Here is a 14,832-nt window from a genome sequence, read left to right on the forward strand (position 1 = left end):
CGGAATGTAACGCGGACTCGGGGCACACGTCACGCGGCAGGATCACTCGATGCGGGCGATCTTCCGGACCACGGACTCGCGCTCGCCTCGAATCGTCGCGAAGTAGAGCCCGGCCGGGACTCGGCGCCCCTCGGCGTCGCGTCCGTCCCAGACCATCCGGCCCGGACCGGCCTCGACCCGCCGATCCGCGAGCGCGACGCGGGTGAGATCCCGCCCGCGCGGATCCACGCCGACCGCCGCCTCTCCGCCCGCGAACGAGAGCCGGTACTCGCCGGTACCGATGCCGCTCCCGTCCTCGACGAGCAGCGTGTACGTCCCCTCGAGCGGCGCGTTGAAGTTCACATGATCGGCCGTCGAACTCTGCATCGCGGGTCCGCCCGTGGGTGGATAGATGCTCATGCGAGTGTCGAGCGAGCCTGACTGAGTCACCGCGTCGATCGTGAACGCCTGGTCGGGGCTCGCGTGGAAGAAGCAAGCGTCCGTTTCGGTCGCGGACACGATCGAGCCCGCGTAGATCGTTCCGTCGCCGATCGGACCACCGGTATCACCGGGCCCCATGACCGGACCCGCGGTGAGATTCGTGCACGAGATCGCGAAGGTCGGGTCGCCCGACACTCGGCCATGCTCGAGCACCAGCAGGTACTGACCCGACTGCAGGAGTCGCGCTTCCAGTCGCTGGCCCACCGCGGAGGGACCGTCGGTCGGGCCGTAGAGCGTCATGAACCCGAACGTCAGCGAGTTCGAGAACGGCACTTGATTGAACAGCAGACGCTGTCCGGCCTGGCCGGTGAACGAGTACACGTACTCGATTCCGTAGTCACCGCCACTCGAGAAGTTGTACTCGCTCAGCAGGAGCTGATACGTCCCGCTGGCGGGCAGCGTGAAGTCCTTGTGCGCGATCGTGCCGAGGTTCGTGCCGCCCCCACCCTGCTGGACCGGGAATCCGGCCGGATTCCCGGTGCCTCCGGACACGATCACTCGCAGCGTGAAGCTCCCGGTTGCGCCGAGTGTGAAGTCGAGCTGATCCCCGACCGCGGTCGTCGTTTCGGGACCGAACGCCGAGAGCACGGGCTGAACGTGTCCCCCGCCCCGCTTGATCGCGGCTCGGAAGCGGTCGCCTGCGATCCCGCTGAATTGATAGTCGTCGAAGTCGTCGAAGGTCTGGAACGCGCCAGCCACCGACGTGCCCGAGACGATCAGACCGCCATCAGGACCATCGAGCACCGTCGAGGCAGGGGAGGCAGCCCGAGCAGTCGCAGCCGCAATGAAGCTGCCAAGGATTGCCAGCGCAAACAGGAAGGAGCGTCGCCGGGCGCGAGTCATGGAGGTCTCTCCCGAACGGAGGTTACGCAGTCGGCCAGCCGAGCCGAGGTCGGGGGGGAAGACCCGTGGAGGCTGGCACCAATCCGGGTCTGCGCTAACGCTTTTCGGAGCGGGCCTTCGAGAGCAAGACGTCCAAACGCTTGGCGGCGCCGCGATTGGCCCGCAGCGCCCGGGCTTCGACGGCGCGCATGACCCGGCGCTCCGCGAGCCGGTGGTGATCGTGTCCGGCCAGGTGCAGCGCGCCATGGACGACCAGGCGCGTCAGCTCTTCACCGGGCGACACTCGATAGCGCTTCGCCTGCTCGGCCATGCGATCCATCGAGATCACGAGATCGCCCTGCACGCGGCGACCTCGTTCGGGCGGCTGCTCGTCGTAGCCGAAGCTCAACACGTCGGTCGCCCGGTCGATCCCGCGCCAGCGGCGATTGAGCACCCGAAGTTCCTCGTCGTCGCTCAAGACGATCGCGATCTCGCCGGGTTTCAATCCTTCGATCGCGAGTGATGCACGCACGATCGTGCGCAGAGGCGTGAGCATGCGGGCCGACGAACGCGAACCGGTCAGCGAAATCAAGGCGACCGGCTGGCGAGACCGAAGCCGCGTGCCATCGCCGAGGCGGCAAGCACCATCAGCACCGAGAGCCACATCTGGATGTGGCTGATGCGCGCCAGCAGCGGTGCGGCCTTCACGTCGATCGCTTCCTTGCGGGCGCGCTGACGGCGCCACCGCGCGAGCGTCATCATGGGGACGATCTCGAGCGCGACGATCAACACGAACAGAGCGATCTTGGTCCAGAACAGGTGATTGCCCCAGTAGTAGTCGGTCGGCTTCTCGGTCCCCATGAAGAGGCGCGCGAGGCCGGTGACGATCCACAACACCGCGGCGATCCCCCACCCCGCGTCGGCCGCGAACACGTGCTTCAATCCCGCGTCGTCGAGCGGCCCCTTGAGTGCGCGCTGCCGCCCGATGATCGCCCCGAATCCGATGCCGAATGCGAGCAGGTGCAGAGCGGCGAACGCCCACTGAAGCATGAACTCTCCTTAGGTCGCGTCGCGTCGCAGTTCGGCGTCTTGCCGGGCGCGCTTGCGTGGATCTTCGGGGTAGGGTGCCCGCACGTGGAAGATCGCGGTCAGCACCGGGATGAACGCCTCACGAATCCTGGCCAGCTCGGTGAGCGTCAGACCGCTGTTCTCGAGCTGACCCTCCTGAACGCGCTCGTCGATGATGCGGCTCACGAGTCCGCGAATGCGGCTGGGGCTCGGCTCGGCGAGCGCCCGAGAAGCACCCTCGACGCCGTCGGCGAGCATCAGGATCGCGGTCTCGCGCGAGCGCGGCTTGGGACCCGGGTAGCAGAAGTCCTCGCGCCGCGCACCCGGATCCTGCTCGAGTGCCTTGTGGTAGAAGAACGCCATCACCATGGTGCCATGGTGCTCCGGTATCGCGGTCGCGACCGCCTTGGGCAGCCGCTCTTTGCGCGCCAGTTCGAGTCCCTCGGTGATGTGCGACTTGACCACCAGCGTGCTCATGCTGGGCGTCAGCCGATCGTGCCGGCTGCGCACCGATGCGGGCTCGTTCTCGGCGTAGTACTCGGGCTTCGCGAGCTTTCCGATGTCGTGGTAGTAGGCCATCACGCGCGCCAGCAGCGAATTCGCACTGGTCGCCTCGGCGGCCGACTCGGCGAGGCTGCCGACCACCATGCTGTGGTGGTACGTGCCGGGTGCCTCGAGCTGCAGGCGCTTGAGCATCGGCCGATTGAGGTCCGACAGCTCGAGCAGCGTGATGTCCGAGGTCAGCCCCAGCAGGTGCTCCATGACCGGAAGCAGCACGAATGCGATCGAGATCGCGAGGAAGCTGTTGAGCGCTCCCCACATTGCGTCTTTCGCCAGCGCTTCGAGAGGCGTGGCGCGCGCCAGATCCCACGCCAGGATCGCTGCCAGATTCGCGAGCCCGATCGTGAGGCTCGCGCGCAGGAAGTGCCAGCGATGGCGAAGCCGCGACACCGAGTAGACCGCGGTGATGCCGCCCATCACGGCGACCGGCACGAACGGCGGCGTCAGCTCGACGATCACGGTGACCGCGACCGCCAGCAGCAGCGTGAACACCAGCGCCGGGCGCTTCTCCATGAGCGAGGCGACGACCAGCGGCGCGATCGCCAGCGGGACTGTGAACTCGGGCAGCTCGAGCATGCCGGTCATCGCCTGGGCGACCAGCATCACCACCGCGGTGAGTGCGGCGAACATGGTGAGCATCGCGTTGTCGCGCGCGACCGCGGGCAGCTCGACTCGCAGATAAACCATGAATGCCGCGATGAACAACAGCATCAGCAGCATGCGTGCGACCGGCGGGTACAGGAACTCGGTGCGATCGAGCCGAGCGCGTTCGAGGTCGCCGAGCGTGCGAAGTTTCTGGAGCGCCGGCCCGTCGATCCGCTGATTGGCGTCGACGATCAGCTCGTCCTTCTGAACGAAGCCGATCGCGGTCGGAACCGCACCCTGGGCCTGCACGCGCCGGTATTCGGTCTCGGCGCGGTCATAGATCACGTTGGCCTGAACGAACGGCCCCGACAGCTCGATCGCGAGCCGCGCACCGGCCGGATCCTCACGCAACGCGGACTGGGCACGACGCTCCACGAATCGCAGCGCTTCGTCGCGCGAGTAGAGCAGGCTCGCGGCTCGCGGCGCTTCGGTTTCGCCCTCTCGGACGTTCGCTGCGCGGTAGCCCAGCAGCAGGTCGTTGCGCTTCTCGGCAACCACTCCGGCGGCGTACAACTCGTTGAGCGAAGCGCCGAGCTCGCGCAACACGCGCCGTGCGCGGCCGGCGGCACTCAGCGCCTGAGCCGCCTCCGCCGACATCGGCACTCCGAGCGAGCGCAGGCGTTGAGCGCGATCCGCGGACCCCAACGCCGGATCGAGCGCCAGCCCCAGCGCGCGCTCCTGAAACGCCGCGAAGCGCTGCAGCGTTTCGCTCGAGATGCGCGGATCCACCACGTAGACCGGCGCGATCGCGGCGGCGGCTTGCTGCTGTTCGCGCCGCAGGCCGGTCTCGTCTTTCTGGATCCGAAACGCCATCGGCGCCACGACCCGTTCGCGCGCGATGTCGCCGAGGCGATAACTGCGTCGCGACTCACCGCCGCGTCCCGGAAGCCACGCGGCCAGGGTCAGCAGCACCGCGACCAGCGCGACCCGCACCGCCCAGTAGGCGATCGGGAGCGAACGCTGACGATCGGGCAGCGCCGGTAACGTCGAGTTGTCGAGAACCGTCATGGTCGCCTCGAAGAGCGAAGTCCGACGCGAGCCCTACGGGCAGCTCACGCGCACGACGCTACAGCAGCGGGCCGCGCCGGGGCGAACCGCCGCCCGTCGAGGGCTCGTCGCCCCGTGAATCCGCGCCCGTGACCGCACCTGGCGCAACGCCTCCCGGGGGCGCGACGGCACCTTCGGGACCGGCACCCGGCAGTTCGGCATGGGGCGTCACGGGCTCGTAGCTGGAGCCCACCCCGTCGTCGGCCTTGCCATTCTGCCGCGCGTGGAATTCGTCGAAGGCGATGATGATGTGGCGCACGAGGCGATGGCGCACGACGTCTTCGGGATGGAAGTACACGAAGTGAATCCCCGGAATCGAGCCGAGGATGTGCTGGATGCGCACCAGCCCCGAAGTCTCGGGATCCTTGAGATCGATCTGCGTGACGTCGCCGGTGATGACCGCGCGCGACTCCACGCCCAGGCGGGTCAGGAACATCTTCATCTGACGCACGGTGGTGTTCTGTGCTTCGTCGAGGATCACGAACGCGCGATGCAACGTGCGGCCGCGCATGAACGCGAGCGGCGCGATCTCGATCACGCCGAGCTCGATGTAGCGGCGCATCTTGTCGTAGGTCATGAGATCCGACAGCGCGTCGTACATCGGGCGCAGGTACGGATCCACCTTCTCCTGCATGTCGCCCGGCAGGAAGCCGAGGTTTTCGCCGGCCTCGACGGCAGGGCGCACCAGGATGATCTTGTCGATCTTCTTCTGACGCAGCGCCTGCACGGCGGCCGCAACCGCGAGGTAGGTCTTGCCGGTGCCGGCCGGCCCGATCGCGAACACGACTTCGTGTTCCTCGAGCGCCTTGAGATAGCTGGCCTGCATCGGCGTGCGCGCACGCACCGCCTTGCGATCGAACGCATAGCCGGGCGCGCCGTCGTAAGCCTCGGCGAGTCGCAGTCCGTTGCCGTTCGCGCCGCCGTTGCCGTTGCGATCCCCGGCGCCGAGCACCGTGATCACATCCGCCTCTTCGACGTGCTTGCCGCGCTCGGCCAGTTCCACCATCTGCTTGAAGGCGTCGGCGGCGGTCGAAACGGCGTCGGCTTCGCCGGCCACGGTGATGGTGCCGTCGCGCAGCGTGATGCGGACCGGAAGCTCGCGTTCGATCAGACGCAGGTTTGCGTCGTTCTGACCGAGCACGGCAATCGGATCGAGATGTTCGATGGGAAATTTCCGAACCGTCACTTCGACTCCCTCGCGACCTGAGAAAACACGAAACTCCCGACCGTGGGGACCTCGAGGAGGGCCCGATCGGGAGCTGGATGGAGACGCAGAGTCTGGGCGTGTCGTACGACCAACCCGAAAGTTTCCAGGGTAGTCCTTCTGCGGACGCTTGCGTGGTTGCAGAGCGTTAGTCCTCCGGTCCACAGCGCTGCGAACGTTAGCATCCGTCCGTTGGAGCGTCAACGCCGAGCGCCTGGTTCGATGTTCTTATCGGCGATCGAGTCCGAGAGTTTATGGATTCCTGACCGCAGGGTTCGGACCCGCGTCCTTCGAGGGCGCGCTCGCATTCGCCGAGCGACGAGGCGCTCAGCGCCTGGCGCCGCCTCGGTGCGCGGCCAGGTTCGAAACGATCGACTGCACCGCGGCCGCAAGCGGCAGCGCGAGCACCGCGCCGCCGGCGCCGAGCATCGCCCCGCCGGCCAGGATGCTGACCAGAATCACGAACGGGTGCATCTTCATGTGACGTCCCATCACCTGCGGGGTCACGAACTGCCCGGCGAGCTGGTTGATCCCGACGTAGGCGATCACGCCCCACAACGCATGTGACGGATCCACGCTGAACCCGGCGATCACGATCACCACCGCGGCGGACCAGAAGCCGAGGATCGGAACGATCTCGGCGACGCCCGCGAGGGCTCCCAGCAGCAACGGAACCGGCAGCCCGATCAACCACGCGGCGATCGCGACCGCACCGCCCACGATCGCGCACACCACCGCCTGACCGCGCACGTAGCTGCGCAGCGCCCGGTCGACTTCCGACAGGATCTCGCCGACGCGTGACTGGGCCGCCGCCGGCACGAATCCCATCGCACTGGTGTGCACGTCATCGGCTTCGGCGAGCAGGTAGTAGGCGAGCATCGGCGTGAGTGCCAGGCCCAGCACGCCGCCCAGATTGCCGACCAGGCCACGCAGCGTCGCAACCGCCAGGGTCCCGGCCTCGGACAGCAACGTCTCGAGATCGATCAGCGGACGATTGTCCGGCTTGAGCGCATCGATGGTGGGATTGTGTGCCGCCATGTAGTTGATGGTCGCAACCAGTCGCTGCAGTGCGGTCGGGAGCCGTTGGAGCAGGTCGCTCACTTCCGAAATCAGTCGTGGAATCGCGAACGCGAGCGTGAGTCCGCCGCCCACCACCAGCAGCAGCATCACCGCGGCGGCCGCGAAGCGCCGCGAGGGCCCTGTGCCTCGCATGCGGATCCGCTCGATCGCAATCACGACCGGGTCCAGCACGTAGGCGATGAGCGCCGCGAAACCGACCAGCATCAGCACGTCGCGGAGCGTCCAGAGTGTGATCGCGACCGCCAGCAGCCCGACGGTGAGCAGGGCGGTGCGAGTCGCGGACGGCGTCGTGGTCGCTGGCATGCTCAGGCCGAACCGTCGAGTTCGACCAGCGCTCGGCCGCTCTGAACCATTTCGCCGACCCGAGCCGCAATCGTCTTCACGACGCCGGCGTGCGGCGCACGGATCACGTGCTCCATCTTCATGGCCTCGATCGCCAGCAGCGGCTGAGCCTTGCTGACCGTTTCGCCGACCTTCACGAGCACGCGCGTGACGACACCAGGCATCGGCGCTTCGAGGCTGCCCGACGCGGTTCCGCCGCTGCGCTTGCGGCCGGCCACCTCGCGCTCGAGCACGAAGTCGAGTTCGGCGAGCCGTACGAAGCGCCGCGCACCCACACGGGTGACCTCGACGGCGATCGAGCCGGCCTCCGAAATCAGCTTCCAGCGATCGTCACCGAGCGGCTCGACCGTCACTTCGATCGGCGCGCCATCGACGGTGGCACGCCACCGCCCCGGTCCGAGTGCTGCGAGCTCGACCGCGCGCGAGCGTTCGCCATCCCGCCAGTTCGAGCGCATCAGCCTAGCCCCGGATGACGCCAGGCGCCGAGTGCCGCGTAGGGTGAAGCCGTCGCGGGCTCGTCGGCATTCGAAGCGCCGCCATTCGTCGCGGCCGCTACAGTCACTCCACCGAGCGCGCCGGCATCCGAGAGCGCCGCCGCGATCAGCGCGAGTTCCGGCGCCGGAGCCGCGGCAAGCGCGGCGAAGCCGGCCAGGAACTCGCGCTCGATCCACTCGGTGTCGAACGCAGCCCGCCGCACCTGGTCCGCCCGCGTGAGCGCACGCAGGAACGGCAGGTTGGTGATCACTCCATGCGCCAGGCTCTCGTCGAGCGCGTGGGTCAATCGGTCGAGCGCGCGTTCGCGAGTCGGCCCCCACGCGATCACCTTGGCGAGAATCGGGTCGTAGTGGACCGGCACCCTGTCGCCACTCTCGACCCCGGTGTCCACGCGCACGAACGGTGCGCGCGGCCAGCGCACACGCGCCAGTTCCCCCGCCTGCGGCAGAAATCCGCGCGCCGCATCTTCGGCGTACACGCGCGCCTCGATCGCATGGCCGTTGCGCGGCACGTCATTCTGAGAGATCGGGAGCTTGCCGGTGGCCGCGACTTCGAGTTGCAGCCGCACCAGGTCGAGACCCGTCACGAGTTCGGTGACTGGGTGTTCGACCTGCAGGCGCGTGTTCATCTCGAGAAAGTAGAACGCGCCGTCGGGCGCCAGCAGGAACTCGAGCGTACCGGCGCCCCGATAGTCGACTTCCCTGGCGAGCGCCACCGCCGCGTGGGTCATGCGTTCGCGCAGTGCGTCGCCCACCGCAGTCGACGGACACTCTTCGATCACCTTCTGGTGGCGGCGTTGCAGTGAACACTCACGCTCCCACAGGTGGATCGCGCGCCCATTGCCGTCACCGAGCACCTGCACTTCGATGTGGCGAGCGCGTTCGAGCCGCTTTTCCAGATAGATCGCTGAGTCTCCGAAGGCCGCGGCCGCGAGCCGCTGCGCGCTCTCGATCGCCTCGCGCAGGCCGTCCGCGTCGCTCACCGCACGCATGCCCTTGCCGCCGCCGCCGAGCGCGGCTTTGACCATCACCGGCCAACCGATCTTGAGGGCGGCCGCCACCAGCGCGTCCGCATCGGCCCCTTCGGCGCCCGGCACCACCGGCACCCCGGCGCGGATCGCGAGTGCTCGCGCCGCTCGCTTGTCGCCCATCGCGCGAATCTGTGCCGCGGTCGGACCGATGAAGACGAGCCCGGCTGCCTCCACCGCCTCGGCAAATGCCGCGTTCTCAGCCAGGAAGCCGTAGCCCGGATGGATCGCGTCGGCGCCCGAATCGCGCGCGGCGGCGATCAGCGCCTCGATGTTCAAGTACGAAGCTCGCGGTTCGGCCGGGCCGATGACTCGCACCTCATTCGCGACCCGGGTGTGGCGCGCACCGCGGTCCGCCTCGGAACACACCGCGATCGAGCGGATTCCCATCTCGCGCAGCGTCGAGGCGATGCGGCACGCAATCTCGCCGCGGTTGGCGATCAGCACCGAGCGAATCGGCGCGCTCACTCCTGCCCCATCCAGCGGGGCTTGCGCTTCTCGAAGAACGCGGCGAGGCCGTCTTTCGCTTCGGCACCCGAGCGCACTTCGGCGAGCGTGCGAGGCAGTGCCGCGCGGTATTCCTCCCACGACGAGTCCGCCCACAGCTCGAGCAGCATCTTGATTCGCTTCTGCGCGCCGGGGCCGCCTTTCAGCAGCTCGCCGACCCGTTCGTCGACACGAGCGTCGAGTTCGGCCAACGGGACCAAGTAGTTGACGAGTCCCAGGCGCAGCGCGGTCGCGGCATCGAAGCGTTCACCGGTCAGCATCAGCTCGCGCGCGATGCGATCGCCCAGGCGTCGAATGACGTAGGGGCTGATGATCCCGGGCAGGATACCGAGCCGCACTTCGGTGAGTCCGAACTTCGCATCGTCACTCGCCACCACGATGTCGCATGCGCACACGAAGCCGACGCCGCCGCCATACACGCCACCATGGACGCGCCCCACTACCGGCTTGGGGAAGTCTGCGAGTGCTGCAAAGGTGCCGGCGAGCTTCTCGGCCTCGGCGAGATTCTGGTCGAAGCTCGCGTCGGCCGACGCCTTCATCGCGCCGATGTCGGCGCCGGCGCAGAACGACGGCCCGCGGCCGCCGAGCACCACGACGCGGACCTCGTCATCGTGCTCCAGGTCGTGCACGAGCTTCGCCAGCTCGGCGCCCACTTCGGGCGACAGGGCGTTGTGGAGTTCGGGCCGGTTGAACCACACCCGGGCGACCGGGCCCTTGCGTTCGACTTCCACCAGTGACATCGGGGCTCCTCGCGGACGACGCAGCATAGATCAGCGCCCGCCGTTCTCCACGCGCACGCACTGCTCGAGCACGTTTCCGGCGACTTCCATACGGTAGTCGCTCTCGGAACGGATGTCGTCGATCGGTGTGAGGTCGCGCGCCAGCGCCGTGCGAGCGGCCGCGATGTCGGCGGCGCGACCGCGAGTCCCGAGCAGCGCCTGCTCGGCGGCACGCGCACGCTTCGGAACCGGCGCCATGCTGCCGTAGGCGATCCGCACGTGGTCGAACGCACCATTGCGACCGCGCCGCAGCAACGTTGCGACCACGACCTTGGAGATACTCTGGGCGCGCCGCGTGCCGACCTTGCGAAAGAACGCACGCGCGCGTGGTGGCGACCATGGAATGATGACCGCGACGATCAACTCGTCCGCCGCCAGCGCGAGCCGGCGATAGCCGAGGTAGAAGTCGTCGAGCGCCAGCGTACGGTCGCCACGAACCGAGCGCACCTGCACCAGCGCGTCGTGCGCGAGCAGCACCGGGAGCGAGTCGCCGGCCGGTGAGGCGTTCGCGATGTTGCCGGCGATCGTCGCGCGTTCCTGAATCTGCCACGCTCCGACTTCACGCGCTGCGGCTGCCAGCGATGGCAATCGGCGCCGGATCTCGCGATGCTCGCGGAGCTGTCGGAAGGTCGCGAGCGCGCCGATCGTGACCGCCGCGCGTCCCACCCGCACACCACGCAGCCCGCGCAGCGACGACAGGTCGAGGTAGCGCCGCGCTTCGAGCGTGCCGGCGTTCAGATAGACGAACAGGTCGGTGCCGCCCGCGAGCGGCAGCGGTCGCAGCTCGGGGTCGTCGACAGCGAGCGACTGCAGGGCGTGATCGAGATCGCGCGGGCGAACGACTTCGAGCTGCGAGAGCGGCGCTTTCACCGCACACGGCTCTTGCGACGAGCGGGCGATACCTTGCGCGCAGGCTTCGCGCTTGCGGGCGTCGCGCGTGCGGGCTTCGCCGTCTTGAGCGTGGCGGCGGCACGCACCGCGTCGATGATCTTTTCGTAGCCGGTGCAGCGGCACAGATTGCCGGCCAGTGCTTCGCGCACCTGATCGGCGCTCGGCACGCGTCCCTTCGATTGGGCGAGCAGTGCGGAGGCGCTCACCAGCATGCCGGGCGTGCAGATGCCGCACTGAGCGCCACCCATGGTGACGAACGCCTGCTGGAGTGCCGTGAGCCTGGGCCCCTTCGCGAGGCCTTCGACCGTGACGATCCTGGCCCCCTGGCACTGGACCGCCGGCACCAGACACGAGTTCACCGGCGCGCCGTTGAGCAGCACGCTGCACGCACCGCACTCGCCTTCGCCGCAACCTTCCTTGCTGCCAGTAAGCGCCAGGTCTTCGCGCAGCACGTCGAGCAGGCGCTTCATGGGTGGCACGTTCACTCGGCGCGAGCGCCCGTTGACGGTGAAGGTGAGGGTCGTGCGCGGCGCGCCGGCCACGGGCCTGGTGCCGCGAGGCGGAGTCACTTCACGCGCTCCGTGGCTCGCAGCGCGCGCAGCACCCGCTCGGGGGTCGCCGGAATCTCATCGAGCCACACGCCGGTCGCGTGCGCGATCGCAGCCAGCACTGCCGGCGCCGGCCCGTCCATCGGCATCTCGCCGACGCCCTTGGCGCCTTGCGGTCCGTGCGAGTACGGATTCTCGACCAGCAGCGTGTGGATGGGCGGCGCGTCCATCGAAGTCGGAATGATGTAGTTCGTGAGCTGGTGATTCCACACCCGGCCGTCGCGCCACCGCACTTCCTCGGTCAATGCCCAGCCGAGTGCTTGCAGTGTTCCGCCCTCGATCTGCCCTTCGCAGAGCACCGGATGGATCGCCTTTCCGATGTCCTGGGCGGTGACCACGTTCAGCACCTGGACCTCTCCGGTGTCGAGATCGACCTCGACCTCGACACTGCACGCTGCGTAGCCGAACACGCCATACGCGTCGCCGGTGTAGTTCTCGTCGCTCCAGCGGATCTTGGGGGGCTTCAAGTACTCCTCTTCGACGCGCAGCGCGCCGTGCGCGGTGAGGTGTCGTTTCGCCGCGCGGCGAAAGCCCTCGTCGCCGGCGTAGTCGCCGAGCTTCGAGCGCATCCCGCGTGCGCAACGCTCCACCAACCCACCCACCACCATGAGCGTGCGCGAGGCGACCGTCGGTCCACTGTCGGGCACCCTCGCAGTGTCGGGGTTCTCGATCACCACCAGTTGCGGACTCACGCCGAGCGCGTCGGCCGCGAACTGCGCGAAGATCGTATTGGTGCCCTGACCGATCTCGGTGCTTCCCGCCAGCACGCGCGGTCGTCCGTCCGCCGTCAGATCCATCGCGGCGCGCGAGGCGAGCCTCACCTCGCCGCTGCCGGTGAAGCCGGCGCCGTGATAGACGAGCGACATCCCGATGCCGCGACGCAAGCGACGACTCTTTGCCCCGCGACGCTCCGCTCGCGCCGCCGCGGCGTTGGCACGCGGGAAGTCGCGACGCTTGGCCTTCCAGCCGGCGTGTGCCGCAGTCTGCTCGAGCACCTCGTGAGCACTCACGCTCTCTTCGAGCACCTGGCCGGTCGGTGTGACGTCTCCGATCACCACCGCGTTTCGGCGACGCAGCTCGACCGGATCGAGCGAGAGTCGCTCGGCGATCGCATCCAGGTGTCGCTCCATCGCGAACTCGGTCTGCGGCGCGCCGAAGCCACGGAACGCACCGTTCGGGGGCGTGTTGGTTGCAACCGCGCGCGCGCGGATCCGGATCGCCGGGTGACGGTAAGGACCGCCAGCGTGAATGGCACCACGCGACAACACCACCGGCGAGAGCGTCACGTAGGCACCGCCATCCATCACCACGTCCATGTCGGTACCGAGCAACCGGCCGTCGCTCGCGACCGCGGTGCGACAGCGGATCACGGCCGGGTGCCGCTTGGTGGTCGCCGCGATGTCTTCGAGGCGGTCGTAGACGATCTTGACCGGACGCCCGCTCTTCCACGCCAGCAACGAGGCGTGCGCCGCGATGATGCTCGGGTACTCCTCCTTGCCGCCGAATCCGCCGCCCGTGACGGTCTGCGCGACGCGCACCTGATCACCGGCGAGTGCGAACGCGCGGCACAGCGCCTTGTGCACGTAGTAGGGGCACTGAAGCGAGCCGCGCACGTAGAGCCCGCCATCCGGCAGGCGCTCGGCGAGCATCGCGTTGTTCTCGATGTAGAGCTGCTCCTGATGACCGCAGCGGTACGTGCCTTCGACCACGATCGCGCCGGGTGTGCGGAACGCAGCATCGAGATCACCGCGCGCGATCACGATCTCCTTGAATACGTTGTCGTCGCCAAAGATCACGTGCTTGCGCGCGAGCGAGTCCTCCACCGTGAGCACCGGCTCCAGCGGTTCGTATTCGATCGACACCGCGCGCAACGCTGCCTCCACGCGCTCGGCACTCTCGTGCGCGAGCAGCAGTATCGGCTCCTCGGCGTGCCTCACCTCGTCCACGACCAGCAGCGGCTGATCGTCCACGATCAGCGCGACCAGGTTCTCACCCGGAATGTCGCGCCAGTCGGCGACCGTGACACCGCTCCAGTCGAACGCGGGATCGAGCGTGATCTTCTTGGTTCGTCCGCGAGCGATCGTGGAGCGCACGGTGCGCCCGTGCAGCGCTCCCGGCGCGGCAACGTCGTCCAGGTAGAGCGCCCGGCCGGTGACCTTCTCGTAGGCTTCGAGCTTGGGGATCGAGGTGCCGATGGAGCGCGTCGCACCGGACTCAGACGAGCGACGGGGCAATGGGCGAGAGCGAGAAGCGGCCGGAGCGGTGCGGGGCATTGACGGAATGTAGCTGCTCCAACCCTTCTAAGGCGACCTCCAGAACCCGATCGAGCCCGCGGGCACGCCCGACCCTGCGTTCGCCTGACCGCAAGCCGCCATCACGAGCGATCCGTCCGGAAGCTCGATCGCGTCGGGCGAAAGCACGCGCAGGCTGTTCCAACTTCCGAGCACCGGGCTGAGCACCGGACCGTTTCCCATGCGTGTCCACGCGACGCCGTCGTCGGGCGATAGATCGGTGCGCCGGAGCGAGACTACGAACGGCCCTCGGCATCGAACGCCGTCATCATGCCGATCGCCGGCTCGACGAAGCCTGTGTCGCGATAGCTCAGGTAGAAGAGTCGCAGCGCGCCGCTCGCTCAGTCGCGGACCAGGCACGGATCGCCCATGCCGAAGCAATCGGCAGCCGGGCAGGGCGAGGTCGCCATCGCCGACTGCGGACCGATCTCACTCCACACGACTCCAATCGGATCGGTCGGCGATGGGCGAATGGGATCGTCGGAACCACCGCCGGCGAGCGCGAGTAGCAGGAACGTGAGCCACGCGCGATGAGGGTTTGAGACTCGCACCGCCACAGACGAGGGGAGGTGATCCAGGTCAGCCAGACCGCCTGTTCCGGTCGAAATTCTTTCGGCCTGTGCTGTTTTCGCTGGCCGCGCCCCGATTTCGGTGCTGAACTCTCGGCCTCACCGAGGCAAAGATCGACGGTGCCGGTTCCGATAACCCGCGCATGCGATGCCTCCTGTGTTTCACCGTCGTTTCCATGCCGCTGCTCCTGTCGATGCCCGCAAGCGCGAAGCGTGCTCCCCGGATCGAATCGCCATTCTGGGCGAACGCGCATCCACTCGGAGTCCCTGGCGCAGGTCCGATCGAGTTCCATGAACAGACCGAAGGCTTGGGCTTCGTGCGGCTGCATGTCGATATCGACTCTGCTCGGGCGGCGAGGCTGAACGCCGCTGGGCCCTGGGAATACTGCTTTCAGTACTGGTTCCGGTCCGAGTGC

The 14,832-nt window shown here is 68.1% G+C and carries 11 protein-coding genes and 1 pseudogene; all 12 read right to left on the reverse strand.

Annotated features, from left to right (window positions below; all coding sequences use genetic code 11):
• Positions 1–42 precede the first annotated feature (42 nt).
• The 12 genes and pseudogenes from HOP12_05235 to HOP12_05290 all read right to left on the reverse strand — a co-directional run bounded on the left by HOP12_05235 (position 43) and on the right by HOP12_05290 (position 14,030).
• Entirely contained in the window at positions 43–1,323 is a 1,281-nt protein-coding gene (locus HOP12_05235; protein ID NOT33560.1) for a hypothetical protein, read from the reverse strand.
• Positions 1,324–1,417: 94 nt separating this feature from the next.
• Complete coding sequence (gene ybeY, locus HOP12_05240; GenBank protein NOT33561.1) at positions 1,418–1,858, reverse strand: rRNA maturation RNase YbeY; 441 nt, start codon at positions 1,856–1,858, stop codon at positions 1,418–1,420.
• A gap of 32 nt (positions 1,859–1,890) precedes the next feature.
• Entirely contained in the window at positions 1,891–2,352 is a 462-nt protein-coding gene (locus HOP12_05245; GenBank protein ID NOT33562.1) for a DUF2214 family protein, read from the reverse strand.
• Positions 2,353–2,361: 9 nt separating this feature from the next.
• The gene (locus HOP12_05250; protein NOT33563.1) at positions 2,362–4,584 is read right to left on the reverse strand and encodes an HDIG domain-containing protein; all 2,223 of its coding nucleotides are present in this window, start codon (positions 4,582–4,584) and stop codon (positions 2,362–2,364) included.
• Between the two features lie 58 nt (positions 4,585–4,642).
• Positions 4,643–5,809, reverse strand: a complete 1,167-nt coding sequence (locus HOP12_05255) for a PhoH family protein (GenBank protein ID NOT33564.1) — start codon at positions 5,807–5,809, stop codon at positions 4,643–4,645.
• Between the two features lie 345 nt (positions 5,810–6,154).
• Positions 6,155–7,210: an AI-2E family transporter gene (locus HOP12_05260; GenBank protein ID NOT33565.1), complete on the reverse strand. Its 1,056-nt coding sequence runs from the start codon at positions 7,208–7,210 to the stop codon at positions 6,155–6,157.
• A gap of 2 nt (positions 7,211–7,212) precedes the next feature.
• A pseudogene (locus HOP12_05265) lies at positions 7,213–9,161 on the reverse strand (ATP-grasp domain-containing protein).
• Between the two features lie 74 nt (positions 9,162–9,235).
• A complete protein-coding gene (locus tag HOP12_05270; GenBank protein NOT33566.1) occupies positions 9,236–10,018 on the reverse strand; it encodes an enoyl-CoA hydratase/isomerase family protein in 783 nt (260 codons plus the stop codon).
• Positions 10,019–10,048: 30 nt separating this feature from the next.
• Complete coding sequence (locus HOP12_05275) at positions 10,049–10,927, reverse strand: hypothetical protein (GenBank protein ID NOT33567.1); 879 nt, start codon at positions 10,925–10,927, stop codon at positions 10,049–10,051.
• Positions 10,924–11,418 (reverse strand): (2Fe-2S)-binding protein, encoded by a 495-nt coding sequence (locus HOP12_05280; GenBank protein ID NOT33568.1) that lies wholly within the window; start codon positions 11,416–11,418, stop codon positions 10,924–10,926. Before HOP12_05280 ends, HOP12_05275 begins: the two co-directional genes overlap by 4 nt.
• Positions 11,419–11,513: 95 nt before the next feature.
• Entirely contained in the window at positions 11,514–13,829 is a 2,316-nt protein-coding gene (locus HOP12_05285) for a xanthine dehydrogenase family protein (protein NOT33569.1), read from the reverse strand.
• 27 nt (positions 13,830–13,856) lie between these two features.
• The gene (locus tag HOP12_05290) at positions 13,857–14,030 is read right to left on the reverse strand and encodes a hypothetical protein (GenBank protein ID NOT33570.1); all 174 of its coding nucleotides are present in this window, start codon (positions 14,028–14,030) and stop codon (positions 13,857–13,859) included.
• Positions 14,031–14,832: the final 802 nt, after the last annotated feature.

It is taken from the genome of Candidatus Eisenbacteria bacterium (assembly GCA_013140805.1).
Lineage (GTDB): Bacteria > Eisenbacteria > RBG-16-71-46 > RBG-16-71-46 > RBG-16-71-46 > JABFRW01.